Below are 25213 nucleotides of genomic sequence, written 5' to 3'. Positions count from 1 at the left end.
AATAATTATCTGTGATTTTGAAACAAGGTTCAGGATGGAAAATCATTCTCCTCATCTTGGAAAATGGTTATCATATAAAAATAAAATGTTATCATTAATTTTGGAGGTATCAGATGGCCAAGAAACGAGTTACTAAAACTATGAACAAGACAAAAGCCCCAATAGAAAGCAGCACAAAAAGGGGTTCGGTAGGAGAGACAACAGCAAAAACTACAGCAAAGACACCAGTTGAAGAGGACAAAGAAGTTAAGACAAAAGAACCAAAGGCAGAGGCTGCTAAAGAAGTTAAAACAACCAAAGCAGTGAAAGAAGAACCAAAGGCAAAAGCTGCTAAAGAGGAAAAAGAGGTTAAAACAACAAAAGCAGCAACGGCAAAAACAACTAAAGCAGTGAAAGAAGAACCAAAGGCGAAGGCTGCTAAAGAAGAAAAAGAAGTTAAACCAACAAAAGCGGCAACGGCAAAAACAACCAAAGCAGTGAAAGAAGAACCAAAGGCGAAGGCTACTAAAGAAGAAAAAGAAGTTAAAACAACAAAAGCGGCAACGGCAAAAACAACCAAAGCAGTGAAAGAAGAACCAAAGGCAAAAGCTGCTAAAGAGGAAAAAGAGGTTAAACCAACAAAAGCAGCAGCGGCAAAAACAACTAAAGTAGTGAAAGAAGAACCAAAGGCAAAGGTTGCTAAAGAAGAAAAAGAAGTAAAAGCGGAAGAACCAAAAGTTGAGGCTGCCCAGGAGATTAAAGAAGCAGAACCAGAGGTTATAGAGGAACCGAAATATGAAGAACCAATGACTCCTAGAAGGAGTGTTGTGTTTATAGGTTCTGAATGCTATCCATTTGTAAAGACCGGTGGTCTGGGAGATGTTATGTATGCGCTTCCTAAAGCCCTGGTTAAACAGAATTGCGATGTAAAAGTAATTCTTCCTCGTTACAAATGTATTCCATGGGAATATCAGGAAAAAATGATATATAGAGGGTCTTTCCAGATGGATTTATGTTCCGATGGAAGATCTTTCTATGTAGGAATCATGGAATATGTCTGGGATGGTGTTGTGTATGATTTCATTGACAATGAAGAATTCTTCAGTGCTGGAAATCCATATACAAATCTTATTGATGATATTCCGAAATACTGCTATTTTGCAAAAGCTGCACTGGCTGCACTTAATTATATGGATTGGATTCCGGATATCATTCATTGCCATGACTGGCAGGCAGCTTTGGTTCCGGTATATTTAAGAACCTTGTTTGAAGATTCAAAAGTGTCTTCTGCAAAAACCATTCTGACCATACATAACTTACGTTTTCAGGGTATTTACAATATTCCTACCATCAAGTACTGGTCAGGATTGCCAGACTATGTATTTAATAAAGATGCATTAAAAGTAGGTTACCGGGATGCAAATATGTTAAAAGGCGGATTGACTTACGCTAATATTATTACTACTGTTAGCCATACTTATGCGGGAGAAATTCAGACACCGTATTATGGAGAAAAACTGGATGCCCATTTAAGATATCATTCCGGTAAATTGAGAGGTATTTTAAATGGTATTGACTATGATATCTGGAATACAGCTACAGATTCCAGATTATATACCAACTACGATATCACCAATGTGTTGGATAAGAAAAGGGAAAATAAACAGAAATTACAGGAAGAACTGGGATTGGTTCAGGATGATCATAAGTTTGTCATCGGATTGATTTCCAGATTGACTGACCAAAAGGGATTAGATCTGGTTAACTATATTCTTCCGCAGATTATGGATGAACATACACAGGTTGTTGTGCTGGGTACCGGAGATTCTGTTTATGAAGATTCCTTCAGGTATTATGAAAATGCATATAAAGGAAATGTATGTTCCAATATCATGTATGATGAAACCAGATCTCACAAAATCTATGCAGGTGCAGATGCCCTGCTGGTTCCTTCACTGTTTGAACCTTGTGGTTTAACTCAATTAATTGCCATGCATTACGGTACAGTACCGATTGTTCGTGAAACAGGTGGATTAAAAGACACAGTAGAACCATATAATGTATATTATAATTCAGGAAATGGATTTACTTTTGACCGCTATGATGCAGGCTTGTTATTAGATGCAATCAACAGAGCCAAAACATTATATTTTACCGATCGCTGGCGTTGGGATGAAATGGTTCAGAGAAATATGGATAAAAACCTTTCATGGGATAATTCCGCAAAACAATATAAAGATTTGTATTTGGAATTAACATGGTAGAAAGGTACATAAAATAAAAATTACAGGCGACCGCTTTTTCAGTGGTCGCCTTATTTGTGCAAGTGGTAGAAAGAACAAAAAAATTAAAATTGTTGAAACAGTATTATAAAGTTATAATAAAGTTACTAAGGCTGAAAGGTGGTGTATATTTTGAATTGGGAAAGATTGTTTAAAGGGCATATCTTAGATAGAGGTTATAATTATTTTTGTGATGGAGCAGTAGATAATATCCAACGAAGCGAAGACAAAATTAATGCGATTGTATGTGGTTCGGAAGATTATGAAGTTGAAATATTGTTTGAGTGGGAAGCCAATAGGGAACTTGAAAATTTAGAAAAACCTCAAGGAAAGGTTATTCTTACAGATAAACAGTCAACAACGGATGAAGTTGAAGATATTATTAAGTTGGCGGATGAAAAACAGATAAAAGAGTTTCTTTGGTCCTATGTCAAGATTTAGTACAAGTTAAAATGAGTTTTTCCTCATCCTAACTTGTCATCTGCAATTCGTTTTTCTGGATTTTACGATACAACTTTTCATACTCATTTGGAGACATATAGCCACAATGACTGTGAATACGTTTTGTATTGTAAAATGCTTCCAGATATTCAAAAACCAATTGATATGCATGATTATAATCTCGGATTTTAAACCGGTTCAGCCATTCACGTTTGATCAATGCATGAAATGATTCGATGCATGCGTTATCCCACGGATAAGCTTTTTTTGAATAACTGCACTGGATACCAGCAGTCGCTTTTTTGTATTCTTTGGATACATATTGACTGCCGCGATCTGAATGCAGAACTAGTGGTTCTTTGATTTTACGTCTTGCTTTTGCTTTATTTATTGTTTCAATCACGCAGGATACTTCCAGTGTTTTAGAAAGTGTCCAGGCAATGATTTTTCTGGAATATAAATCCATAATATTGGTTAGATAAACAAATCCGTCTATCGTCCAGATATATGTGATATCAGAACACCAGACAGCATTTGGGCGTTCCGGATGAAACTGTTCATCAAGGATATTTTGCAATTCGCTACTGAAGTCAGAATCTTTTGTGGTAATAGTCCATGGTTTTACCCATTGTGCTTTAATTCCCATTTGCCTCATGTATTTTCCAACTGTACGTTCAGAGATTACTTCTCCTGATTTCCTCAGTTCTTTGGTAATCTTTGGGGCACCGTAATTCTGTTTTGATTCATTATAAATATCCTTGATTTTGGCTTTTACCGCTTCACGACGCTGTTCAGCGTTTGAAGGAACATGTTTTAGCCATGCACGGTAACCAGAACGGGAAACGCCGAGATATTTCAACATTCCGGAGACAGAAACCCGGCGTCCAGCCTTATGGGCAGTTTCTGCCTTCTCAGCAACTTCGAGATAAATGGCTTCCGTCATTTTCCCAGAATGTTGATTGCTTTTTTTAGTACATCAAGAGCGTCCTGTGCATCACGAAGTTCACGTTTTAATCGTGCGATTTCTTTTGCTTCATCAGAAGCATAATTACCGGAACCACGGCATTCAATATCACCTGTCTCACGTAGCTCCTTTTGCCAACGTGATAATGTTTGTTGACTGATTCCTAAATTTGATGCACAGCCCTGCAGTCCTAAGTCTCTGTGATCATGATAATACTGGACTGCATCCAGTTTAAATTGTTTGTCATAGTGCTTTGCCATAATGAGATCCTCCTTCAGTGCGGTACCTACATTGTACCATGAAATAATAGATTGGGAATTCTCATTTTGACTTGTACTATTTATATTCTAGCACCACTTTCCTACGTTTTACATAACGATGAGAAATTGTTTGTAAGATTTAGGACGCTTATTAATCCAGAAATCTCCAACACAGAAATGGATTGTTATAAAAGACAGATCGATGCGACAATTAATGAGTATCTTGGGCGAGAACATTTTATCTCGTATTACAAAGCATATGATTTTATTTCTGACATGGAAACGTATCTTTACGAAGATGTTCGAATGATGCTGGATTCTGGATGTTATTGGAATGCTTTTGAACTTACATGTTACCTGTTCATAGAAGTAGGGTAGGTAGATATGGATGATTCAGATGGCGGAACTGGCATGTTTGCAGATCAATGTATGCAAATATGGGAAGAAATTTTAGATTATGCAGATGAGGAAACCGAAGATGCTATTTATACATGGTTTACGGAACATTTAAACGGTTCTATTATTGATTATATGGAAGAGTATATTGAAAATATTTTGATGGAACGGTTTACAAAAGAAAAATATTTGAAAGCAAAATTAGAATATACAGAACGAAAAGTAACGGAGTTGAAGCAAGTACCGGAAAGTTGGTCATCAAACTATCAGGCTGCAAAATGGTCATTACGCCACATTAGATTGATGGAGGAGACCGGATATCCAAAAGTGGATATAGATTGTTATTGTAAACAAAATTGGAAATATTCAGACATCCGGAAATATTATATTTCAAAATGTGAAGAGCAGGGAAATTACAAAGAAGCAATTGAAGTTTTAAAAGAATCTATGGAATTAGATTCACAGCAGAGAGGTCTTGTAAATCAATATAGCTTTAAGTTAAAAGAAATTTACAAACTCAGTGGAAATATGGAAGCTTATAAACAGCAGTTGTAGCATTTGATTACAAAAGATAATCCTGGAAATATTGAAAGTTTTAAGGAATTAAAAACTTTATATTCAAATGAAGAGTGGGAAAAAATCAGAGAAGAAATATTTTCCGGTTTACCGAAATATGCCCATGTGGATCAGCTGTATAAAGAGGAAAAATTATATGATCGGTTGCTGGAATATGTTTTATCAACAGAGGGTTTATATGCTTTGAGGGAATATGAAAAAGAATTAAAAGATTATTATCCGGAAGAAATCCTCCAAAAGTATGCAGATGAAGTTAACAGAATGGCCACTCACACTGCAGACAGAAGACGATATCAGGAATGGGTGGCAATTCTAAGAAGAATGTCTAAGATAAAAGGAGGAAAGGAAAAAGTTTGTGAGATAGTGGAACATTGGAGATTTGCATATAGAAATAGACCTGCAATGATGGATGAACTAAGAAAACTCTAAGAGATATAATAAATAAATGCCAGTCACAAAGAAGTATAGGATTTATGAATGTACCATTTCAAGACTGGAAACGATGGATTTCATAGTAAAGGTTATATCAGATGAGGGATGACTCCCGCCTCTGTAGGCGGTGAGCAACAATTATGTATCAGTGGCGGGTTTCAATCCCCCATCTGATATACGCTCCGCGAGGATGCGCAGGAATTCGGATTGGAAGTATGTCTGCTATGCAGACCCGAATTCCGCGCCAAGACTCGCGAGCGAGTCTTGAATCATGACAGGTAAACCATGGGAAACAGATAAAAAAGGAGATGTTTGAAATGTTGTCATTTTTATTTGGAATTTTAATGTTGATAGTATTTGGAAAGCTGTTAATATTTGCAGTAAAGGCGTCATGGGGCATAGTAAAAATCTTGTTTACAGTAGCCCTGTTACCATTGATATTAGTAGGTCTTGTTATGGGTGGACTTATCTATATCGCCTTTCCTGTTTTGCTAATTATTGGAATTATTTCGCTTTTTAGTTTTTGGAGATAAAAAAATATGATTATTGTGGGCCACAATTATCCCGCTCACTTTGGTAATCTGAAAATGCTCTCTGAGGGAGATGCTGTGGTAGAAGTATATGAGAGAATTTTCCATAGAGCATTTTCAGGATACAAAAGTATTTGAACAGATATCTGGAATGGTTGTAAAAATTATACGGAGGTTTGATTCAAAACAAAAAGGAAAAGATGGAAAAGAAATTTTGGCAGAATATTTGCATTTTGGAGACATTGATGCAGGAGGATATGAGATATATGAAAATCTGTGCAGAAAAACAGGGATTCCATTTGGAATGTATCGTCTTTTAAAAGTGGGATTATCATTAATCTGGCATCAAAGGAATATTCAAAATGCATTGAAAAATATCTGCAGCCAGAGGGGAGATGGTAACCATGGATGAGAAAAAGCAATTATGGTAAAATAAAGGAACGATTATTGGAAAGATAATGCAATAACAATTTATGACTCAAGATAAAAGGAGCAAGGTAAAATGAATCAGTCTTTGGTTTTTCAAATTGAACAAGGTTTGGCCACAGCATTTCTTGATGATACAATTCCATCTAATATTTCATATAAACCACAGTTTATTTCAAATAATTATAGAGAAGGACAAAAGGTTTTAGCTTCCATTGAACAAGAACTTTCATGTTGTGATGAATTTACAATTAGTGTTGCGTTTATAACCATGGGTGGAATTACACCACTACTGGGTGTTTTAAAAGAACTTGAAAAAAAGGGAATACCAGGTAAAATTTTAACAACTGATTATTTGACATTTAGCCAGCCAGAGGCATTGGATAAACTAGCTTCTTTAACAAATATTGATTTACGAATGTTCCACTCCAGAACAGAAAATGATGGATTTCACACAAAAGGATACATTTTTAAAAACAAGGGAATGTATCAGATTATTGTGGGAAGTTCTAATATGACAGCCAAAGCTTTAATGATAAACCGTGAATGGAACACAAAACTTGTTTCCACTCCAAATGGAGAATACACAAAAGAAATTTTATTGGAGTTTGATAAATTATGGAATTCACGAAACACAGAAAAGTATCAGGATTTCATTGAAAAATATAGAATTAGTTATGAAATTTCTCTTAAACAAAAGACCATTGCAAAAGAGATGGCTGTACCATCTATAGAGCAATTTTGTTTGCAGCCTAATAAAATGCAAACTGGTTTTATAGAGAACCTGGAGAAATTACGGGGACAAGGTGCAAAGAGGGCATTACTTATTTCTGCTACAGGTACAGGTAAAACATACGCTTCTGCTTTTGCTCTCAGAGATATGAATCCAAAGAAAGCATTATTTATTGTGCATAGAGAGCAGATTGCAAAACAGGCAATTCAAAGTTATAAAAATGTATTTGGTGATACAAAGACCTTCGGACTATTATCGGGAAATGTTAAGGAGTATGAGGCTGACTATTTGTTTTCCACCATGCAGATGATGGCAAAACAAGAAACATTGGAGCGGTTTGATCCAGAGGAATTTGAGATTATTATCATTGATGAGGTACACCGTGCTGGTGCAGAAAGCTATCAGCGGATTTTGAGTTACTTTAAACCAAAGTTTTGGCTTGGTATGACAGCCAGTCCGGAGCGAACCGATGATTATGATATATTTGAATTGTTTGATCATAATATAGCTTATGAGATTCGCCTTCAGCAGGCATTAGAAGAAAATTTGTTATGTCCATTTCACTACTTTGGAATTACAGATCTGGAAATTGGCGGACAGGTATTTGATGATAAAAGTAGCTTGAAAAATTTTGGAAAGTTAGTGTGTGATGACCGTGTGGATTATATTTTAGAACAGGCGGATTATTATGGTTATTGTGGTAACCGGGTAAAAGGATTGATTTTTTGCAGCCGTAAAGATGAAGCAAAAGAACTTTCAAAAAAATTTAATCAACGTGGATTGAATACTGTGGTGCTAACGGGCGAAGATCCACAGGAACGCCGTGAACAATATGTGGAACGGCTTGCCAGCGATTGTGGAAAAGATCCGTTAGATTATATCTTCACTGTGGATATTTTTAATGAAGGTGTAGATATTCCTGAGGTTAATCAGGTTATTATGTTACGTCCAACCCAGTCGCCGATTATCTTTGTACAGCAGTTGGGACGTGGATTGCGGAAAGCCAAAGATAAAGAATATGTGGTGGTGCTTGATTTTATTGGAAACTATACCAATAACTTTATGATTCCAATTGCATTATCAGGAGATCGTACATACAACAAAGATACTATTCGTAAGTATATTAGAGAAGGAGCCAGGATCATCCCCGGAAGTTCAACCATACATTTTGATGAAGTATCGAGAAAAAGGGTGTTTCAATCCATTGATCATGCAAATTTTAATGCGGTAAAATTAATTAGAGATAGTTATCAACAGCTGAAGTTTAAATTAGGGAAAATCCCTACGTTGATGGATTTTGAAATATATGGGTCTATTGATCCACTTCGTATTTTTGATAATAAAGCTTTAGGATCATATCATAAATTTTTATCAAAATATGAAAAAGAATACACTGTAAAATTTACAAAACAGCAGGAAAATGTCCTTGAATTTATTTCTAAGAAATTTGCTTCGGGGAAACGTGTTCATGAGCTGTTATTGATTAAGCGAATGATTACCTACGAACATGGATTGATTAAATTATTAAAAAAAGATTTGAAGCAGTATTCAGGAAAAGAAATCACCCAAATGACGGTGACCAATATAACCAATGTTATGACCAATGAGTTTTCCACGGGTTCTGGTAAAAAAACCTATGCAGATTGTGTATTATTACAGTCAGATGGTGATGATTATCAGATTTCAGAATCTTTTGCAGCAATGTTAAAAAATCAAGATTTTTATAATCAGGTTCAGGAGGTTATTGATTTTGGAATCTATCGTAATCGGAAAGATTATAGCAATCTTTATAAGGATACATCATTTCAACTATATTCAAAATATACATATGAAGATGTCTGCCGTCTGTTAGAGTGGGAAAAAGGTGAAGTGGCCTTAAATATTGGTGGTTACAAATATGATAAAAAAACAAAGACATATCCGGTATTTATTAATTATGACAAAGCAGATGATATTGCGGAAACTATAAAATACGAAGATCGGTTGGTTACACCGAATAAGTTGATTGCAATTTCCAAATCAGGAAGAAGTCTTCAATCAGAAGATGTGTATACAGCATTACATGCAGATGAACTTGGGGTGGATATGGAATTGTTTGTGCGTAAGAATAAAGATGATAAGATTTCAAAAGAGTTCTATTATCTCGGAAAAATCCATGCCACGGGCCAGGCATCCGAGTTTACTATGCCAAATACTAATAAGATGGCAGTGGAAATTGAATATCAGCTGGAGACACCGGTGAGAGAAGATATTTATGATTATATATTAAGCTAAATGAATGACGAGGAAGGGAATAGCATGTTTACAAGAGAAGATCGTACATTTGATAATTTAAGAGAAAATTCAGTAAAGCAATGGCTTGAGGAAATGTCACAACATGAAGATCTTGCTGTGCGCGGCGGTGTTCGTGTAACTGTAGATTACATCAATCATCTCCAACAGGAAATTGAGCGGCTGAAAGAATCGAATGAGTTAAAGAAACAATTTCTGAAACGTATGAAAGAAAATAAGAGAAAAACAGTAGAGGTTGTAGCGGCTATTATACAAAAAGATGAATATATATTTGCGACTCAGCGAGGATATGGAGAGTTTAAGGATGGATGGGAATTCCCTGGTGGAAAAATAGAACAGGGAGAAACACCCAAGGAAGCACTGGTCAGAGAGATTAAAGAAGAATTAAATACAGAGATTAATGTTGGAAAATTGCTGGATATTGTGGAATATGATTATCCCGGTTTCCATTTAACGATGCATTGTTTTATGTGTACAATTAAGTCAGGAAATTTGGAACTAAAAGAGCATGAAGCTGCAAAGTGGCTGACGAAGGAAACATTAGATGATGTTGATTGGTTGCCGGCAGATGAAGGGTTGATTGAAAAGATACGGGGGGTTATGTAATTCTATTGTGTTGCGTGAATGATTTCAAATGGCATCAGTGCTATTTAAGGTTGATATGCATGCAGTAAAAACTTACGAAGAAAATTGGGAGTTAATCCCATTGGATGTTGAAAGATGAAAATGGAAAAATATGAACAGCAAAACATCAAACACAATCAAGAATCTTGTTAAACAATAACAGAAGATGTTTTGAAATGCTTTAGAAGCACTTAACTAAAGGCTGCTTAAGTTAGTCGTTCCCCTCATGGGAATATGAAATGCATTATGGCAAGAAATATAGAATCAAAGAAGAATTAATCAAAGCGATTGAGGCGCATATTCATGAAAAAAGATATTGGGAGATAAGAAATTATGATTGAAGTGGAAATTAAATTACCAATTGATAATAAAGAGAATGTGGAGGCGGATCTGAAAAGGCTGGGATTTATAAAATCCAGCCTGGTTTGTGAAGAGGATATTTATTTTGACAATGATGCCGGTCAGATTCGAAAAAACGGGGAAGCTTTACGAGTTCGTAAGGTGACTGATCTGTTAGCAAATCAGACAGATGTTGTTATTACATATAAGGGAAAGAAGATGGATCAGATTTCCATGAGTCGAAAGGAACTGGAAACAGGGGTAGCAGATGCAGAGATATGTACTCAGATTTTTGAATCTCTCGGTTTTCGGGTGATTCTGCCAAAGGTTAAAAAGACCAGGCAGGAATATACCTTTGATCAGATGACAGCATGTATTGATCAGGTTCAGGATTTGGGGGATTTTTTTGAACTGGAAATGGTGATTACGGAAGATAAAAATAAGGATGATGCCTTGGGACAGATAGAAAAAATGTTGCAGAGGCTGGGATATAGTTTAAAAGATACAACTAGAAATTCCTATCTGAGTATGCTGCAGCATGTGGAAGATGAATGATACAAGAAGGAATTTAGATGCTTTATTAGAGCTATTGCATAAAAAAGTTAATGTATAAGTTCTTGTTTTTGTGTAAAATTTCCTATATACTCTTATTATATAAAAAAGCAGTCGGGAAAAGTCAGTGGTAAAGGAGGTATTTTACATGAGTCGATTAGAAGGAAAAGTTGCTATTATTACAGGGGGAAATTCCGGTGTAGGTGCGGCAACAGCAAAATTGTTTGCTAAAGAAGGTGCAAAAGTTGTTATCACTGCGCGTAGAGAAGCAAAACTGGAGGAAGTTGCTGCTGCTATTCGTGAAGACGGTGGTGAAGTATTACCGGTTGTGACAGACATATCTAAAAAAGGTGATGCAGATAAGCTGGTAGCAAAAGTAATGGAAGTTTATGGAAAAGTAGATATTCTGGTTAATAATGCAGGAGTGTTAGAAGAGGGATTAAAACCAATTGATCGTTTTACGGATGATGATTTGGATCGAATTGTGGAAATCAATCAGAAAGGTACCATGTACTGTATACGTGCGGCTGCCAGAGAAATGGAAAAGACAGGATATGGTTCAATTGTAAATGTTGCCTCAATTGCAGGTGCCATGGGATGCGGGGGAGCCGCTTATGTATCATCCAAAGCAGCAATTATCGGTGTGACACGTCACACGGCCCTCCGATTTGCCGGTACAAATATCCGTTGTAATGCAGTATGTCCAGGGACTATAGTAACTCCAATGGTAGCGGGAACAAATCCGGCAACTCTTGATCAGGATATGATGGGACAGATGGCAAAACACAGTGATTTGAAAGTACAGCCATGTATGCCTGAAGATGTTGCAAATATTCTGCTGTTCCTTGCAGGTGATGAATCTCGTGCAATTACAGGTCAGGCACTTCACACAGATTTTGGAGGTACATTGTAAAATCAGATATGAACAGATTAGAGTGTCCAGACAGCTCTGATATCTGTCGTTTTACGGAAATATAATTTGGAATTTTAAGGGCATAGAGAGAAAACTTCTTTCTGTGTCCTTTTTCTTGACAAAATTATTGCAGTGCCATATATTTTAATTTTATCAAGGTGCGATGTATCGGAGTAAAACGAAAAGAGGTGATATGAAACGTTATGAGAATTATTTTATCTCCTGCAAAGAAAATGAATGAAGTCGATGACTCTTTGGATTATATAGATCTTCCCGTATTCCAAAAGGATACAGAATGTATTATGAATTGGATGAAAAAGCTGACGTTTCAGGAAGCGAAAAAATTATGGACATGTAGTGATAAGATAGCAGAACAGAATTATGATCGATTTTCATCTATGGATTTGACCAGCAGACTGACACCGGCTATTTTGTCTTACGAAGGGATTGCTTATCAATATATGGCACCTGCCGTATTTGAAACAGAACAGCTTACTTATGTGCAGGAACATCTGCGTATATTGTCTGGTTTTTATGGTGTTTTGAAGCCTATGGATGGTGTGACACCTTATCGACTGGAAATGCAGGCAAAAGCAAAAGTTAATGGAACGAAAAATCTCTACGAATACTGGGGTGACAGATTATACAAAGAGGTCCATGACCATAGTGGTATTATCATTAACCTTGCATCAAAGGAATATTCAAAATGTATTGAGAAATATCTGCAGCCGGAGGATACTTTTATTACTTGTTCTTTTGTAGAAGAGGTAAAGGGGAAATTGGTCCAGAAAGGTGTGTACTGCAAAATGGCCAGAGGGGAGATGGTCCGTTTTATGGCGGTAAATCGTATTGAGGATCCAGAAGAAATGAAGCAATTTCACGGGCTGGGATATAAATTTGCAGAGGAACTGTCCACAGATAAGGAATTTGTATTTTTAAAAGATAAGGAACAAGGATGGGAAAATGAAATATAAAGTATTGCGTATAGATGAAGATGTTGATTTCGGCTGTGAAGAAAGAAGTGAAAACGATCCTGTTATGGCTGTTGTAACTTTGTTAGATGAAAATGGAAAAGAGACTGTGATAAAGATGGAAGATCAGTTATTGTATGACCGAAATATAAATGAAGGTGATATGGTAACTATGGATGAGAAAAAGCAATTATGGTAAAATAAAAAGGCAAGGATAAAAACACAATGCAGGAAAGTTTTTTCTGTAGAGTTGGTAGGTAGTCCAGACGCACTTTTTCATCAAAAGGTGTTTTGGAAAATTGAAGATATTATTTTGTGAGAAATTAGAGCAAAGGTTTGAAAGGCGCGGTTATGAAATACGAAGGGAAATATAAGGAAATGGCAGAGCAGCTCCGAAAAGACGGATGTGATGAGTATACGATAGAAAAATTCATTCGACAGGAGATGGAGAAAGATGAGTTCTGTAAGGGTGAGGGAACTACAGACATTGAGGCTATCCGGTTATGGAATAAGTATCCAGATGAAGTAAAAGAGATGTGGTTGCACAATGCGTTTTGCGTTAATTGCGGAAATGCATCTTTCAAACCCGGATATAATCTGAGAAAAGACAGGTTTGGTGTTGTGATAGAAGGCTTTTGTGATAAGTGCGGCGGAAGGATTGCGAGGTGCTGTGATTAATATGAGTAGATTTTCTGAGATTAATCGATGCTGTATTATTGCCAGAATTTCCCTACTCTATTCCAGAGGTTGGGTGTGGGCAGTGCCCAAGAAAAAAGCAATGAATACAATATCTTATTTTTCAATACAATGATCCAATTGTGCAATCAAATCCTCATACTTGCAGAGCCCTCTTTTACGCCAGTTACATTTTCCACAGTTTTCCATAAAAAATTCTGTTGTCATCGTTTCGCGTGCATGTCTGCACATTTCACGATATGTATAGATCTGATTCTCTTTCAGTCCAAAGAACTTCATAACACGACGGTCTTTATTAACAACACGATTGTGATTATGTGAACACTTACCGGATTTTGTCTGATTTGGACAGTTGGTGCAAATCAGGTCAGGTTTTGCCACTAGAGTCAGTTCTTCATCTGGATTATCACGCAGACGGTTCACGACAGATGTCATATTTTCACAAAAAGCATTGTTATAGCCTTTTCCTTCATAAAGTGAAGTACAGATAATGTGATGTGCTCTAAATTTATTTTCCATATGTCTCCATTCCGAAGTGTTTATACAAAGAGAAACAGATCCTTTGATATCATTGACTTCTTTCATATTAAATATTATCGACGGAAAGTATCTTGCGGATTCGATCTGCAATTAGATAAGCACCAATTACTGATATAATATCTTTTGCAATGAAAGGCACAGATACTGCTAAAAATGCTGCTGGAATTGGATTGGATGATACAATCGCAAACTGAATGACACCTAGGAGATGGCATATTGCAAGACCTATGATGCCAAATGCAAAACGCAGCCAGATTGGTTTTTGATTTATGCCGATACCGCATAGTAACGTAAGAAAAATAAATCCCCAGATAAATCCGCCACTGAAGCCTACCAGCCAGGAAGGTCCACCTGTCATTCCCGCAAATACCGGAACGCCAATTGTACCAAGCAAAATATAAATGATTGTAGATACTGTTCCTTTTTTCCATCCCAATGCATAGCCACTAAGCGCAATCGCAAATGTCTGAAGTGTGATTGGAACTCCACTTGGCGTAGGAATGTTCAAAATGGATAATACGCAAGTTACTGCAGTAAACAAACTAATCGTTACCATTATTTTTGTTGAAATTTTCATAATTATCCTCATTTCTGCAGGGTGTGTACAGGCCTGAGTTTTAAGTTTCCCTGCTATTTTTTACATAGGCTATTATAACATCTCTTTTTTGAATGTCAACCTAAAGTTTGAAAAAGGTTAACAATGAAAACTTCAAATACAAGAAGGATAGTACTTTTGAATAATATCCAATGTACAGATGTGTTTTCTGTGTTAAAATATAAGAAACAGATAAGTATAACAGCAAAGGAGAAGGTACAATGTCTAGTATTTTAATTAAAGATACAACAAAAGAGGAACGTGAGAAAATCGTTGCAGAGTCTATTGGAAATATTTCAGCTACATGTGATGGATGTAGTCCTGGAATCATTGAGATGTATCAGGCATATATTGACGGAAAAAAGGAACTTCGTGAAGTAAATATGGAGTTTAATGCCAGATATATTTCCGGAAAAGAAGCACCTGATAGAGGGAATTGTGGATATTATTAAATTTAGATGAATCTCGTAATTTCATGCATATTTTGAAAAGTAACAGGTGGTCATGCCCAGGTTGTGGGATAACCACCCTGAGTATTATTCTATTTTAATTGATTTCCATCACTAAATGCTGTTCCCACCTTCTGAGCAAGTTTTAAATAATAATGATTGCATGGATCATAGGAAATAGCATTTAATTTTTCGGGATCAATGTTTCCGTTTTCATCTAAAATTTTATCGTCAACACTTGCATTGACAATTTCAGCGACGATGCGAAGTGTCTGGTCGTATTGATTGATTTCTTCTACTTTACATTCCAGAACAATTGGAAGATCTTCGATGAAAGGCGCATCAACAAAGTTGCTCTTTGTTAGTTTGAAGCCGGATTTTTCCATTTTATTTTTTTCATCGTGTCCAGAGACAATGCCTACATAATCAGCGGCTGCCAAATGTTCTTCATCTGCAATTCCAACGGTAAAGGCATTTCGTAATTTAATATTATCGGATGTTTTATGTCTGACACCAATATTGATTTGCAGTCGGTTGGAATTGAGGATTCCACCATAGGCCACATTCATTGCGTCTGGTTGTCCATTTTCTGCATATGTAGCAACGATTAAAACAGGTTGAGGGTAAATAAAAGGTTTAGGTCCAAAATTTTTTCTCATAAGCTTCTCCTTTATTTTAGGTAAATACATGATGTATAAATTACTTTGTTTTCATTATAGCAAGCACAAAAAAGAAAACAAGTTTTCTGTAATAATAATAAAATAAACAAACAAAAAAGGAGGGAATATGAAATCTACAACAAAAAAATTGGGAATACTTTTGACCTTGATTTTTGTAGGGGCATTGGCGCTTGTCGTATATTCTAAGAGCAAAGAAGAGGTTATAGAAAAGAATGTTTCGGTATTAGAAGGAACTCAGAGAAAAGTCTCCATGAACAGTACGGATGTGGAGAATCTTAAAATAGTCAATGATGATCGTGTTTCTGTAACGGCTAAGGATTTTTATGTTACAGTCAAGGGAAAAAGTGTTGGAGATGCAGTCATAACATTTGGCATTCCCGGAGAAGATTATATTTATAAGATTCATGTGAAAGTACTGTCATCGCAAAAGATTTCTCAAATAGCGGAGAGGAAAATCAAACAATATGAGATAAGACAGAAATCTGGAACCAAGTATTTTTATTATGATTTTAATCAGGATGGTATAGAGGAACTTTGTTTGCAGGATCGTATTGTATATTATGATTATCAGAAAGAGTCTTTGAAAACTTTGAAACATGACTTTAAAGAAATTTATGTTTCAAAGAAAAATAAAAAAATATATGTACTTTTTTGCCATCCAGAGGAAAGAGATTTTTTTAATTATATCAGTGCCATTTATGAGCCAAGTGAAACAGATATATTTAAACTGATGGATACAGGAACTGGATTTCGGTCATATACGAAAAAAGGGTTTAAGGAATATGGAACCGATAAGCCATACGCTTATTACGATGATCAATATGATCAGGATGATTATGACTATGAAGATATGACAGAAATTGAAATGAAACAGAGACTGAAGCAGATGATTCCGGGATTAAAGCAGGTTACATGGAAAATACATAAATAAAAAGTTATATCAGATGAGGGATGACTCCCGCCTCTGTAGGCGGTGAGCAACAATTATGTATCAGTGGCGGGTTTCAATCCCCCATCTGATATACGCTCCGCGAGGATGCGCAGGAATTCGGATTGGAAGTATGTCTGCTATGCAGACCCGAATTCCGCGCCAAGACTCGCGAGCGAGTCTTGAAGGTACAGGAATAACTGGGAAAAGGGCAGGGTTAAAGCAGAACTCTGCCTTTTTTGGTTATAGGATTTGAAACCGGTTTTTGTGAAAATCAATTTTTCCTTCTTTTTTTAGTTTCCCAAGTTCTGTAGACATAGCACTCCGTTCCACTCCAAGATAGTCAGCAAGGGCTTGCCGGTCATAAGGGATAGTAAATGTACTACTTTGGTTTTCTTTAGCTTGTGCATAAAGAAATGCCATTAATTTTTCTTTGGTAGTTTTTTTTGAAAGAAATTGGATTTTCTGATTTAACATCAGGTTTTTTTCAGCTACAATGTGCAGCAGATTCTGGATGACCTGATTATGAAAAAGACAAGAACTGCTGCAGGTAGTTATAATCTTTTTGCAGGATACCAGAAGGACTGTGCTGTCAGAAGCTGCAATGGCACTGACCGGAAGGCTGGAGATGCCGGCACAGGCGAAAACTTCACCAAACAGCTGACCGGGAGTTACAGTGCCAATAATATTCCGATTTCCATCAAAATCAATTTTAATAATGTGTATTTCTCCAGATAAGACAATTCCCACATAATCTGCGGGTTCACCTTCAGAGAAAACAGGTTGATTTTTTTGGTAATACAGCGTGCGGGAATCCATGCATTGAAGCATGGAAGAAAAATCAGAATCTCTGATGCCCTTAAAGAGTGGACATTTTTTTAAAGCCTTCAGATACTGCATCATATTTCCTCTTTTCTGTTAGGATACCAACATATGTTTTTCAAAAGTATAAGGTTATATTTTTTTTTAGTCAAGGATCCATTTTTCGTTTATAAAAATCATTTTTGTTGTAAAAACAACATACTTTTTCTGTTGCAGTCGATATAATAGCCTTGTAACGAATAAGAAGAAAAAGGAGAGTAAAAATGATTCGTAAGATTATTCAGATTAATGAAGATAAATGTAATGGATGTGGGCTTTGTGCCAAGGCTTGTCATGAAGGTGCCATAGGTATGGTTGATGGTAAGGCCAGATTATTAAGAGATGATTACTGTGATGGATTAGGGGATTGCCTTCCTGCATGTCCAACCAATGCCATTTCCTTTGTAGAAAGGGAAGCAGCACCTTATGATAAAGAAGCGGTGGAAGCTAATATGAAGAAAAAGAAAGCAGCAGGTCATGTTTTCAGTGGATGCCCGGGAAGCAGAATGCAGACGATGAAAAGAGGTTCGGGTGATACGTCACAGACAGCAGTGGAAACACAGCTTTTACAATGGCCGGTTCAGATAAAACTGGTTCCTGTGCAGGCTCCGTATTTTCAAAATGCTAATCTTTTGGTAGCTGCGGACTGTACAGCGTATGCATATGGAAACTTCCATCAGGAATTTATGAAAAATAAGATTACGCTGATTGGATGTCCAAAACTGGATGAAGGAGATTACGCAGAAAAACTGACACAGATCATTGCTTTAAATGATATTCAAAGTGTAACAGTAGTTCGTATGGAAGTACCATGCTGTGGTGGAATTGAAAATGCTGTAAAACGGGCACTGCAGGACAGTGGGAAATTTATTCCATGGCAGGTGGTAACCATTTCAACAGATGGTAACATTTTAAAGTAAAAGAAATGTTAGGTATACTTGTCAGATAATATAAAATTTGATACTCTGATACAAATGAAAGAAAGGTATGCGAGAGAATGAAAAAAACGGCAAGTATTGAAAACATTTATCATTTAGAAGGAAAAGTTCCTGTTGGGAAAGCAATACCATTTGGATTGCAGCATATACTGGCTATGTTTGTAGCCAATATTGCTCCGATTCTTATTGTTGCAGGTGCCAGCGGGCTTGATTCAAAACAAAGTGCCATGCTGATTCAAAGTGCCATGGTTATTGCAGGGATTGGAACATTAATTCAGCTATTCCCGATATGGAAAGTTGGCTCAGGACTTCCTATTGTAATGGGAATCAGTTTTACTTTTGTTTCCGTTATGTGTTATGTGGGGCCTGCATATGGATATAATGCCATTGTCGGGGCAGTTTTAGTAGGTGGTATAATAGAAGGATTTTTAGGTTTGTTTGCTAAATACTGGACGAAAATAATTACTCCAATCGTATCTGCCAGTGTAGTAACAGCAATTGGATTTTCCTTATTATCAGTTGGAGCAACCTCTTTTGGAGGAGGAAGCGGAAGTGAAACTTTTGGTTCTGCAACCAACTGGATTCTTGGAACCATTACATTGTTATGCTGTCTTCTTTTTAATATTTTTGCAAAATCATATTGGAAGCAGCTGTCAGTTCTTGTTGGACTGATTGTGGGATATATTGTAGCATTTGCAATGGGAGTTGTAGACTTTTCTGCGATAAAGGATACATCGATTATAGCATTGCCATCGATTATGCCATTTAAACCAGAATTTAATGCCAATGCTATTATTTCTGTAGTACTTATCTTTTTGGTATCAGCGACGGAAACCATAGGGGATACATCGGCACTGGCCAATTCAGGACTGGGAAGAGAAGTTACAAAAAAAGAGATTTCCGGGTCTTTGGCATGTGACGGATTTATCAGTGCATTATCTTCCGTTTTCGGCTGTCTGCCGATTACATCATTTAGCCAGAATGTAGGACTTGTAGCAATGACAAAGATTGTAAATCGTTTTACTATTGCAACAGGAGCAGTTATCATGATTCTTGCGGGAGTTTTCCCGGTATTTGGTGCGATACTTGCAACTTTACCAGATGCTGTATTAGGAGGTTGCACGATTATGATGTTTGGAACAATCGTAATCAGCGGGCTGCAGATGATGAGCAAATGTGGTTATTCTCAGAGAAATATAACCATTGCTGCATTATCTTTAAGTACTGGAATCGGATTTACACAGGTTCCTGAAATATTTGGTATTTTTCCACAGATCGTGGAAAATGTTTTTGCTGAAAACTGTGTTGCAGTTGTCTTTCTGGTAGCTGTTATTCTGAATTTGATACTTCCAAAGAATATGGAAGCAGCACCGGAAGCTGAGGCATAAAAATTATAAAATAATATGGGTGATATATCATAGAGGAGACATTTAAGGTCTCTTCTATTTTTTTTACATAGGGAGCTGATAGCGGACTTGTCAGTTTTGTTTTTAGAAAAAACTATTGACATATGAATATTTTATGGTTATAATTCATTTCATACAAAACAGATAGGAAAACAATGTAAATCAAATAACAGGGAAACAAGAATTTCGGATATATGTTTGAGGGCTTTGATTTTTGTTTTCTACTGTTTTTAAAATTAATGAAAAGGAGGCATACAATATGCAAAAGACGGAACTATTTAAATGCGAAGTGAGTATCAAGGAGATAATGCGATGTTGTATGTGCAGAAAGAATACGATAAAAAGCATTTGAGAAAATAATAAAGTTGATTTTGGATAATAGAGAAAAGAGAGGATATGAATATGAGTTATACAGCAGCTACAGGTGTTTCAGCACCGAACGATATTGTAACAACAGAAAAATTTAAATCATCGGAGTTATTCCATACAGAAGACTGGCTGGCAGTGTGGATTGGTTTTATTGTCATTATTGCAGCTTCTGTGGGAGTTTTAACGGGAGCATTTGATTTCAGTGCAGCTAAATTTGATACATGGGGAAATGGAGTCAGCTTAGCAAGCATCTGGTCAGCAGGATTGGTTTTTAGATTAATTTTAACAGCAGTCGTCCTCGGAGTTTTATTTACAGTAGGAAATGTGTTAAGAGGGACTTCAGCAAAAACCTATGTTCCGGCATATGCAGGTATTTTTGCTCTTGCAGTAATTGTAAGATTAATTAGTGCCGAATACACATTAAATCGTTATTTGGAATGGGCCTTTTTTGCTTTGGCTGTTGGATTAGTGATTGCAAATACAATTGGTGTTCCAGACTGGCTGAAACCGGCAGTGCAAACAGAATTTTATATTAAAGCCGGATTAGTGATTATGGGATTTTCTGTATTATTTTCTAATATTGTAAATTTTGGACTTTATGGCTTAGGAATTGCATGGCTGGTAACACCTACTGTTATAATTTTCATGTGGTTTTTTGGAACAAAAGTATTAAAAATAGATAATAAACCATTGGTGATTACTCTTGCAACAGCAACATCTGTGTGTGGAACAAGTGCAGCAATTGCAACAGGAGCGGCAAGTAAGGCGAAAAAGACGGATTTGTCTCTGGCAGTATCTATTTCTATTATTTTTACAGTTCTTATGATGGTTCTGGAGCCAATCATTATTAAGGCGATCGGTTTAGGTGGACTGATGGGTGGAGCATTAATCGGTGGAACCGTAGACTCTACTGGAGCTGTAACTGTAGCAGGAACTGCACTGGGGCAGCTTGGACAGACATCTGCAGTTTTAGTAAAATCTATTCAGAATATCCTTATTGGATTTATTGCATTTGCAGTTGCAGTGTTTTTTACAGCACATGTTGAAAAAGGAGATCAGAAAGAACGTAAAATTACAGCTGCTGAAATCTGGTATCGTCTTCCAAAGTTTATTTTAGGATTTTTTGCAGCTTCCCTGATTGCATCCTTTATAGTACAGCCACTGGCAGGTCAGGAAAAAGTTGCTGCAATTAATAGTGTGTTAGATCAGTATAAAAACTGGGCATTTGTGCTGGCATTTACCAGTATTGGATTGGATACAAATCTCCGTGAAATTAAAGAGCAGATGCAAGGTGGGAAACCATTAACTTTATATGTGATAGGACAAATATTTAATATTGTTTTGACATTTATAGTAGTATGGGTTTTACTTTCCGGACATTTCTTCCCTCTTCCAAATATTGCAGCATAGGAGGAAGGAATATGAAGAACGAAAAGAAAACGCCTGTATATATAAAAATATGTAATGGATTTTGTATAGGAAGTTTTATTTTTGCAGTTATTTATGGAATTTATATTATGAGCAGGCATTTAGGGCTGATTGATTCTCTTGATTTTGGTGCAGGTGCCTACTATTATGCGGATATTCCACAGTTTGCGAAATATGTAAATGGAAATTATTATACGAGTCCGGTTCCTATGTGGGTACTAATCACTTTATTTTTAATCTGGGGATATATCATGTACCGGCTATGGATTTGGGTTGATAAAAAATAATAATCTAAAAGCGACAGCTCTGAGGCTGTCGCTTTTTTCTGATTCAGAAAAGCTTTATAACATTGATGAAAATAATTCAACTTTATGATGAAATATATTCATATTTTCAAGTTATAATGTGGGATTTTGTAATATAATAGGAATTGCTGAAAAAAGTACAACTTGAACGTGAAAATAATTCATTACAGAATAAAAAAGAAAAATGAAAAGGGAGAAAAGTAACCATGAACAACGGACTTGAGATCAGATGGCATGGACGTGGCGGACAGGGTGCTAAAACGGCAGCCCTGCTTTTAGCAGATGTGGCATTTAAAACAGGAAAATATGTACAGGGATTCCCGGAATATGGACCGGAAAGAATGGGAGCCCCGATTACTGCTTATAACAGAATCAGCGATGAAGTGATTCGAGTGCATTCTAATATCTACACACCAGGGCTGGTAGTTGTAGTAGACGAAACATTACTTCATTCTGTAGATGTAACTGCAGGATTAAAGGAAGAAGGAGCAATTATTGTTAACACACCAAAAAAACCGGAAGAGATAAAACCGTTTTTAAATGGATATACAGGAAATGTGTATACCGTAGACGCCAGAAAGATTTCTGTAGCAGCATTAGGTAAAAACTTTCCAAATTCACCAATGCTTGCAGCAGCAGTTGCAGTCAGCGGTATCATGAAAAAAGAGGATTTCATATCCGAAATGAGAGTTTCATATCAGCATAAATTTGCAAAGAAACCGGAAGTCATCGAAGGAAACATGCAGGCACTGGAAATGACATATGAAACATTGAAAGATGTGTTATAGACTATAAGAATAACGGCTTATGAATGATTAATAAACAGGAAAAATGATAGAAAAAATGGAGAAAAAATATGAGAACAGATATACATAAGATTAATGAGCAGACTCCTCATCAGGAACTGACAGAAGGTCTGATGATGTTTGCTGGGGGAACTTCTAAATATTTTAATACCGGTGAATGGAGAACAAGAACACCGATTCTCAACAAAGATTTGTGCAGGGATTGTCTGGTTTGTTCTATGGTCTGTCCTGATTCCAGTATACCGTTAAAAGATGGTGAAAGAGTTGAATTTGATTATGACCATTGTAAAGGATGTGGAATTTGTGCAAAAGCATGTCCTTTCTATGCAATTGAAATGAAGGAGGGAAGATAAGATGGCAAAAAAAGATCGTATGTCAGGTAATGAGGCGGTGGCTTACGCAATCCGTCAGATTAATCCGGATGTTATGCCTGCATTCCCAATTACACCATCGACAGAAATTCCTCAGATGGTATCAACCTATATTGCAAATGGGGCAGTTGACACAGAATTTATTCCAGTGGAAAGTGAACACTCAGCCATGAGTGCAGCCATTGGATCAGAAGCAGCAGGAGCGTGAACACTGACAGCTACATCTTCTGCAGGTCTTGCCCTTATGTGGGAAGAATTATTATTGGCGGCATCCAATCGTATGCCGATTGCACTGGCACTGGTTAACCGTACATTATCAGGACCTATTAATATTAACTGTGACCATTCAGACGGAATGGGTGCAAGAGATACCGGGTGGATCCAGATTTATGCAGAAAATAACCAGGAAGCTTATGATAACTTTATCCAGGCATATCCAATTGCGGAAAATGCTGATGTACATCTTCCGATTATGATTTGTCAGGATGGATTTATTACAAGCCATGCAGTGGAAAATATTGAATTGCTGGAAGATCAGGAAGTTAAAGACTTTGTTGGAGAATATAGACCGGAAGAATTTTTATTAAATCCAGGGAAACCAGTTGCTGTAGGACCTTATTCAGTAACCAATTATGCAATGGAAGCAAGGAAGAATCAGGAAATTGCTCTGGAAAATGCTAAAGAAGTTATTTTACAGGTTGCCGCAGAATTTGAAAAAATTTCCGGAAGAAGTTATGGATTATTTGAAGAATACAAGACGGAAGATGCAGATTATATTATGCTGATCATGGGATCTGCCGCAGGAACTGCAAAACAGGCAGTGGATGATTTAAGAGCAGAAGGAAAGAAAGTTGGAGTTATTAAACTTCGCGTATTCCGTCCATTCCCGGCAGACGAGCTGGCAGATGCATTGAAAAATGCAAAAGCTGTTGCTATTATGGATCGTACAGAAAGCTACAATGGAAACGGCGGACCTTTAGGAAGCGAAGTAACCGCAGGCCTTTTCCGAAAGAAGATTATGATTGATACTGTCAATTACATTTACGGGCTGGCAGGGCGTGATTTTACAGTGCAGAATGTATATGATATTTTTGCTGAATTAGAAGATCATGTAGAAAATGGAAAAGAAGTCGAGCAGTTTAAGTACATCGGATTACGTAAATAGGAGGATCGCTGTGAGCAGTTATAATATAAAAGAAATGATGAATAAACCGGAGCGTCTTGCACCAGGGCATCGTATGTGTGCCGGATGCGGAGCTACTATTGGAGTGCGTGCAGTATTGCGTTCACTGCATGAAGGAGATCATGCAGTAATCGCCAACGCAACGGGATGTCTGGAAGTGTCTTCTTTCATGTATCCATATACAGCATGGGAAGACAGTTACATTCATAATGCATTTGAAAATGCAGGAGCTACTTTAAGTGGTGTGGAAACAGCATATAAAGCGCTAAAAAAACGTGGAAAATTACCAGAAGATGCTAATTATAAATTTATTGCGTTTGGTGGAGATGGCGGAACCTATGATATCGGATTCCAGTCTTTGTCTGGTGCCATGGAACGTGGACATGATATGGTATATGTATGTTATGATAATGGTGCGTATATGAATACAGGTATTCAGCGTTCCTCTGCAACACCTATGTTTGCAGATACTACAACAACACCATCAGGAACCCAGTCAAATGGTAAGATGCAGAATCGTAAAGATCTGGCAAGTATTATTGCAGATCATGATGTTGCCTATGTAGGACAGAGTACATTTACATTAAATTTTAATGACTTACATAAAAAAGCAGAAAAAGCTATTTATACAGAAGGAGCAAGTTTCCTGAACATTATGACACCATGTCCAAGAGGATGGCGTTATAATACAGAGGATATTATGGAAATCTGCCGTCTGGCAGTAGAAACATGCTATTGGCCAATGTTTGAGGTAGACCATGGAAAATGGAATCTGACATATGAACCAAAGAAAAAACTTCCAATTGAAGATTTTCTAAGACCACAGGGAAGATTCAAACATTTATTTAAACCAGGAAATGAACATTTAATTGAACAGTTCCAGGCAGAAGTAGATAGAAGATGGGAAGATCTTCTGTATAAATGCAATCGATAAACAGGGAGAGTTTT

30 protein-coding genes and 1 pseudogene are annotated in these 25213 nt (G+C 36.7%); 25 read left to right on the top strand and 6 right to left on the bottom strand.

The features are described 5' to 3' along the window. Positions 1–113: 113 nt before the first annotated feature. On the top strand, positions 114–2243 hold the full coding sequence (locus tag BHF70_RS07180; RefSeq protein WP_242946343.1) for a glycogen synthase: 2130 nt from the start codon (positions 114–116) through the stop codon (positions 2241–2243). Between the two features lie 150 nt (positions 2244–2393). Continuing rightward, complete coding sequence (locus BHF70_RS07175) at positions 2394–2702, top strand: SWIM zinc finger family protein (RefSeq protein ID WP_075759602.1); 309 nt, start codon at positions 2394–2396, stop codon at positions 2700–2702. A gap of 28 nt (positions 2703–2730) precedes the next feature. Here the strand turns inward: BHF70_RS07175 and BHF70_RS07170 are convergent, their stop codons facing one another. Together BHF70_RS07170 and BHF70_RS07165 are read right to left on the bottom strand one after the other, a co-directional pair. After that, complete coding sequence (locus tag BHF70_RS07170; RefSeq protein WP_075759601.1) at positions 2731–3645, bottom strand: IS3 family transposase; 915 nt, start codon at positions 3643–3645, stop codon at positions 2731–2733. Further along, the gene (locus tag BHF70_RS07165) at positions 3642–3926 is read right to left on the bottom strand and encodes a transposase (protein ID WP_009245215.1); all 285 of its coding nucleotides are present in this window, start codon (positions 3924–3926) and stop codon (positions 3642–3644) included. The genes BHF70_RS07170 and BHF70_RS07165 overlap by 4 nt, the downstream gene beginning before the upstream one ends. A gap of 177 nt (positions 3927–4103) precedes the next feature. Here BHF70_RS07165 and BHF70_RS12360 point away from each other — a divergent pair, with 177 nt between their 5' ends. The 12 genes from BHF70_RS12360 to BHF70_RS07105 all read left to right on the top strand — a co-directional run bounded on the left by BHF70_RS12360 (position 4104) and on the right by BHF70_RS07105 (position 13388). Next, entirely contained in the window at positions 4104–4304 is a 201-nt protein-coding gene (locus tag BHF70_RS12360) for a hypothetical protein (RefSeq protein ID WP_143249377.1), read from the top strand. A gap of 6 nt (positions 4305–4310) precedes the next feature. Continuing rightward, on the top strand, positions 4311–4877 hold the full coding sequence (locus tag BHF70_RS07155) for a hypothetical protein (RefSeq protein ID WP_075759599.1): 567 nt from the start codon (positions 4311–4313) through the stop codon (positions 4875–4877). A 3-nt stretch (positions 4878–4880) separates the two neighbouring features. Next, the gene (locus BHF70_RS07150) at positions 4881–5327 is read left to right on the top strand and encodes a hypothetical protein (protein WP_075759598.1); all 447 of its coding nucleotides are present in this window, start codon (positions 4881–4883) and stop codon (positions 5325–5327) included. Between the two features lie 320 nt (positions 5328–5647). Next, entirely contained in the window at positions 5648–5863 is a 216-nt protein-coding gene (locus BHF70_RS07145; RefSeq protein WP_075759597.1) for a hypothetical protein, read from the top strand. Between the two features lie 88 nt (positions 5864–5951). Then, positions 5952–6272 carry a hypothetical protein gene (locus BHF70_RS12765; RefSeq protein ID WP_075759596.1) on the top strand — a complete coding sequence of 107 codons (321 nt, stop codon included), beginning with the start codon at positions 5952–5954 and terminating at the stop codon, positions 6270–6272. Positions 6273–6362: 90 nt separating this feature from the next. Next, on the top strand, positions 6363–9293 hold the full coding sequence (locus BHF70_RS07135; protein ID WP_075759595.1) for a DUF3427 domain-containing protein: 2931 nt from the start codon (positions 6363–6365) through the stop codon (positions 9291–9293). A gap of 222 nt (positions 9294–9515) precedes the next feature. Further along, on the top strand, positions 9516–9917 hold the full coding sequence (locus tag BHF70_RS07130) for a (deoxy)nucleoside triphosphate pyrophosphohydrolase (RefSeq protein ID WP_075760552.1): 402 nt from the start codon (positions 9516–9518) through the stop codon (positions 9915–9917). A 351-nt stretch (positions 9918–10268) separates the two neighbouring features. Beyond that, positions 10269–10829: a class IV adenylate cyclase gene (gene cyaB / locus BHF70_RS07125; RefSeq protein WP_075759594.1), complete on the top strand. Its 561-nt coding sequence runs from the start codon at positions 10269–10271 to the stop codon at positions 10827–10829. A 145-nt stretch (positions 10830–10974) separates the two neighbouring features. Then, positions 10975–11739 (top strand): SDR family NAD(P)-dependent oxidoreductase, encoded by a 765-nt coding sequence (locus BHF70_RS07120; protein WP_075759593.1) that lies wholly within the window; start codon positions 10975–10977, stop codon positions 11737–11739. Between the two features lie 203 nt (positions 11740–11942). After that, positions 11943–12713 carry a peroxide stress protein YaaA gene (gene yaaA, locus BHF70_RS07115; RefSeq protein ID WP_075759592.1) on the top strand — a complete coding sequence of 257 codons (771 nt, stop codon included), beginning with the start codon at positions 11943–11945 and terminating at the stop codon, positions 12711–12713. Beyond that, a complete protein-coding gene (locus BHF70_RS07110; protein ID WP_075759591.1) occupies positions 12703–12909 on the top strand; it encodes a hypothetical protein in 207 nt (68 codons plus the stop codon). The genes yaaA and BHF70_RS07110 overlap by 11 nt, the downstream gene beginning before the upstream one ends. 152 nt (positions 12910–13061) lie before the next feature. Then, complete coding sequence (locus BHF70_RS07105) at positions 13062–13388, top strand: hypothetical protein (RefSeq protein ID WP_075759590.1); 327 nt, start codon at positions 13062–13064, stop codon at positions 13386–13388. 114 nt (positions 13389–13502) lie between these two features. Here BHF70_RS07105 and BHF70_RS07100 read toward each other — a convergent pair whose 3' ends face one another. Both BHF70_RS07100 and BHF70_RS07095 read right to left on the bottom strand, forming a co-directional pair. Further along, positions 13503–13925 (bottom strand): DUF1284 domain-containing protein, encoded by a 423-nt coding sequence (locus BHF70_RS07100; RefSeq protein ID WP_075759589.1) that lies wholly within the window; start codon positions 13923–13925, stop codon positions 13503–13505. A gap of 67 nt (positions 13926–13992) precedes the next feature. After that, a complete protein-coding gene (locus tag BHF70_RS07095; RefSeq protein ID WP_083638353.1) occupies positions 13993–14523 on the bottom strand; it encodes a biotin transporter BioY in 531 nt (176 codons plus the stop codon). A gap of 239 nt (positions 14524–14762) precedes the next feature. Between BHF70_RS07095 and BHF70_RS07090 the strand changes: the two genes are divergently transcribed. Continuing rightward, positions 14763–14993 (top strand): purine biosynthesis protein PurH, encoded by a 231-nt coding sequence (locus BHF70_RS07090; protein WP_075759587.1) that lies wholly within the window; start codon positions 14763–14765, stop codon positions 14991–14993. Between the two features lie 89 nt (positions 14994–15082). On the opposite strand, the gene BHF70_RS07085 is transcribed toward BHF70_RS07090, so the two are convergent. Further along, entirely contained in the window at positions 15083–15649 is a 567-nt protein-coding gene (locus tag BHF70_RS07085) for a flavin reductase family protein (protein WP_075759586.1), read from the bottom strand. 127 nt (positions 15650–15776) lie between these two features. On the opposite strand from BHF70_RS07085, the gene BHF70_RS07080 reads away from it, so the two are divergent. Beyond that, entirely contained in the window at positions 15777–16601 is an 825-nt protein-coding gene (locus BHF70_RS07080) for a hypothetical protein (protein WP_075759585.1), read from the top strand. A gap of 240 nt (positions 16602–16841) precedes the next feature. On the opposite strand, the gene BHF70_RS07070 is transcribed toward BHF70_RS07080, so the two are convergent. Next, complete coding sequence (locus BHF70_RS07070) at positions 16842–17501, bottom strand: Crp/Fnr family transcriptional regulator (RefSeq protein WP_075759583.1); 660 nt, start codon at positions 17499–17501, stop codon at positions 16842–16844. 182 nt (positions 17502–17683) lie between these two features. On the opposite strand from BHF70_RS07070, the gene BHF70_RS07065 reads away from it, so the two are divergent. The 9 genes and pseudogenes from BHF70_RS07065 (at position 17684) to BHF70_RS07030 (ending at position 25199) form a co-directional block, all read left to right on the top strand. Next, complete coding sequence (locus BHF70_RS07065; protein ID WP_075759582.1) at positions 17684–18379, top strand: ATP-binding protein; 696 nt, start codon at positions 17684–17686, stop codon at positions 18377–18379. Between the two features lie 77 nt (positions 18380–18456). Continuing rightward, entirely contained in the window at positions 18457–19785 is a 1329-nt protein-coding gene (locus BHF70_RS07060; protein WP_075759581.1) for a uracil-xanthine permease family protein, read from the top strand. A gap of 420 nt (positions 19786–20205) precedes the next feature. Further along, on the top strand, positions 20206–21582 hold the full coding sequence (locus BHF70_RS07055; RefSeq protein ID WP_075759580.1) for a YeiH family protein: 1377 nt from the start codon (positions 20206–20208) through the stop codon (positions 21580–21582). An 11-nt stretch (positions 21583–21593) separates the two neighbouring features. Then, on the top strand, positions 21594–21887 hold the full coding sequence (locus BHF70_RS07050) for a hypothetical protein (RefSeq protein ID WP_192846101.1): 294 nt from the start codon (positions 21594–21596) through the stop codon (positions 21885–21887). Between the two features lie 224 nt (positions 21888–22111). Further along, positions 22112–22693, top strand: coding sequence for a 2-oxoacid:acceptor oxidoreductase family protein (locus BHF70_RS07045; RefSeq protein ID WP_075759579.1), 582 nt, complete (start codon positions 22112–22114; stop codon positions 22691–22693). Positions 22694–22761: 68 nt separating this feature from the next. After that, complete coding sequence (locus tag BHF70_RS07040) at positions 22762–23064, top strand: 4Fe-4S binding protein (RefSeq protein ID WP_075759578.1); 303 nt, start codon at positions 22762–22764, stop codon at positions 23062–23064. Position 23065: 1 nt separating this feature from the next. Continuing rightward, a pseudogene (porA, locus tag BHF70_RS13115) lies at positions 23066–23770 on the top strand (pyruvate ferredoxin oxidoreductase); the annotation flags it as partial. A gap of 90 nt (positions 23771–23860) precedes the next feature. Continuing rightward, a complete protein-coding gene (locus BHF70_RS13110) occupies positions 23861–24247 on the top strand; it encodes a hypothetical protein (RefSeq protein WP_330390973.1) in 387 nt (128 codons plus the stop codon). Between the two features lie 34 nt (positions 24248–24281). Continuing rightward, positions 24282–25199 (top strand): thiamine pyrophosphate-dependent enzyme, encoded by a 918-nt coding sequence (locus BHF70_RS07030; RefSeq protein ID WP_075760550.1) that lies wholly within the window; start codon positions 24282–24284, stop codon positions 25197–25199. Positions 25200–25213: the final 14 nt, after the last annotated feature.

The organism is Anaerostipes sp. 494a (assembly GCF_001940315.1).
GTDB lineage: Bacteria > Bacillota > Clostridia > Lachnospirales > Lachnospiraceae > Anaerostipes > Anaerostipes faecalis.
The sequence above is the reverse complement of the archived record's forward strand: the minus strand, read 5'-3'. Positions and strand labels throughout refer to the sequence as shown.

What these genes read in the sequence shown, in the direction of transcription:
- BHF70_RS07070 (WP_075759583.1), bottom strand. Translation starts at nt 17,501, where the DNA reads ATGATGCAGTATCTGAAGGCTTTAAAAAAATGTCCACTCTTTAAGGGC.
- BHF70_RS07085 (WP_075759586.1), bottom strand. Translation starts at nt 15,649, where the DNA reads ATGAGAAAAAATTTTGGACCTAAACCTTTTATTTACCCTCAACCTGTT.
- BHF70_RS07155 (WP_075759599.1), top strand. Translation starts at nt 4,311, where the DNA reads ATGGATGATTCAGATGGCGGAACTGGCATGTTTGCAGATCAATGTATG.
- BHF70_RS07170 (WP_075759601.1), bottom strand. Translation starts at nt 3,645, where the DNA reads ATGACGGAAGCCATTTATCTCGAAGTTGCTGAGAAGGCAGAAACTGCC.
- BHF70_RS07080 (WP_075759585.1), top strand. Translation starts at nt 15,777, where the DNA reads ATGAAATCTACAACAAAAAAATTGGGAATACTTTTGACCTTGATTTTT.
- BHF70_RS07105 (WP_075759590.1), top strand. Translation starts at nt 13,062, where the DNA reads ATGAAATACGAAGGGAAATATAAGGAAATGGCAGAGCAGCTCCGAAAA.
- BHF70_RS12765 (WP_075759596.1), top strand. Translation starts at nt 5,952, where the DNA reads ATGAGAGAATTTTCCATAGAGCATTTTCAGGATACAAAAGTATTTGAA.
- BHF70_RS07135 (WP_075759595.1), top strand. Translation starts at nt 6,363, where the DNA reads ATGAATCAGTCTTTGGTTTTTCAAATTGAACAAGGTTTGGCCACAGCA.
- BHF70_RS07180 (WP_242946343.1), top strand. Translation starts at nt 114, where the DNA reads ATGGCCAAGAAACGAGTTACTAAAACTATGAACAAGACAAAAGCCCCA.
- yaaA (WP_075759592.1), top strand. Translation starts at nt 11,943, where the DNA reads ATGAGAATTATTTTATCTCCTGCAAAGAAAATGAATGAAGTCGATGAC.
- BHF70_RS07060 (WP_075759581.1), top strand. Translation starts at nt 18,457, where the DNA reads ATGAAAAAAACGGCAAGTATTGAAAACATTTATCATTTAGAAGGAAAA.
- BHF70_RS07110 (WP_075759591.1), top strand. Translation starts at nt 12,703, where the DNA reads ATGAAATATAAAGTATTGCGTATAGATGAAGATGTTGATTTCGGCTGT.
- BHF70_RS07165 (WP_009245215.1), bottom strand. Translation starts at nt 3,926, where the DNA reads ATGGCAAAGCACTATGACAAACAATTTAAACTGGATGCAGTCCAGTAT.
- BHF70_RS13110 (WP_330390973.1), top strand. Translation starts at nt 23,861, where the DNA reads ATGCTGATCATGGGATCTGCCGCAGGAACTGCAAAACAGGCAGTGGAT.
- BHF70_RS07065 (WP_075759582.1), top strand. Translation starts at nt 17,684, where the DNA reads ATGATTCGTAAGATTATTCAGATTAATGAAGATAAATGTAATGGATGT.
- BHF70_RS07030 (WP_075760550.1), top strand. Translation starts at nt 24,282, where the DNA reads ATGATGAATAAACCGGAGCGTCTTGCACCAGGGCATCGTATGTGTGCC.
- BHF70_RS07100 (WP_075759589.1), bottom strand. Translation starts at nt 13,925, where the DNA reads ATGGAAAATAAATTTAGAGCACATCACATTATCTGTACTTCACTTTAT.
- BHF70_RS07040 (WP_075759578.1), top strand. Translation starts at nt 22,762, where the DNA reads ATGAGAACAGATATACATAAGATTAATGAGCAGACTCCTCATCAGGAA.
- cyaB (WP_075759594.1), top strand. Translation starts at nt 10,269, where the DNA reads ATGATTGAAGTGGAAATTAAATTACCAATTGATAATAAAGAGAATGTG.
- BHF70_RS07130 (WP_075760552.1), top strand. Translation starts at nt 9,516, where the DNA reads ATGAAAGAAAATAAGAGAAAAACAGTAGAGGTTGTAGCGGCTATTATA.
- BHF70_RS12360 (WP_143249377.1), top strand. Translation starts at nt 4,104, where the DNA reads ATGGATTGTTATAAAAGACAGATCGATGCGACAATTAATGAGTATCTT.
- BHF70_RS07095 (WP_083638353.1), bottom strand. Translation starts at nt 14,523, where the DNA reads ATGAAAATTTCAACAAAAATAATGGTAACGATTAGTTTGTTTACTGCA.
- BHF70_RS07090 (WP_075759587.1), top strand. Translation starts at nt 14,763, where the DNA reads ATGTCTAGTATTTTAATTAAAGATACAACAAAAGAGGAACGTGAGAAA.
- BHF70_RS07045 (WP_075759579.1), top strand. Translation starts at nt 22,112, where the DNA reads ATGAACAACGGACTTGAGATCAGATGGCATGGACGTGGCGGACAGGGT.
- BHF70_RS07050 (WP_192846101.1), top strand. Translation starts at nt 21,594, where the DNA reads ATGAAGAACGAAAAGAAAACGCCTGTATATATAAAAATATGTAATGGA.
- BHF70_RS07055 (WP_075759580.1), top strand. Translation starts at nt 20,206, where the DNA reads ATGAGTTATACAGCAGCTACAGGTGTTTCAGCACCGAACGATATTGTA.
- BHF70_RS07145 (WP_075759597.1), top strand. Translation starts at nt 5,648, where the DNA reads ATGTTGTCATTTTTATTTGGAATTTTAATGTTGATAGTATTTGGAAAG.
- BHF70_RS07120 (WP_075759593.1), top strand. Translation starts at nt 10,975, where the DNA reads ATGAGTCGATTAGAAGGAAAAGTTGCTATTATTACAGGGGGAAATTCC.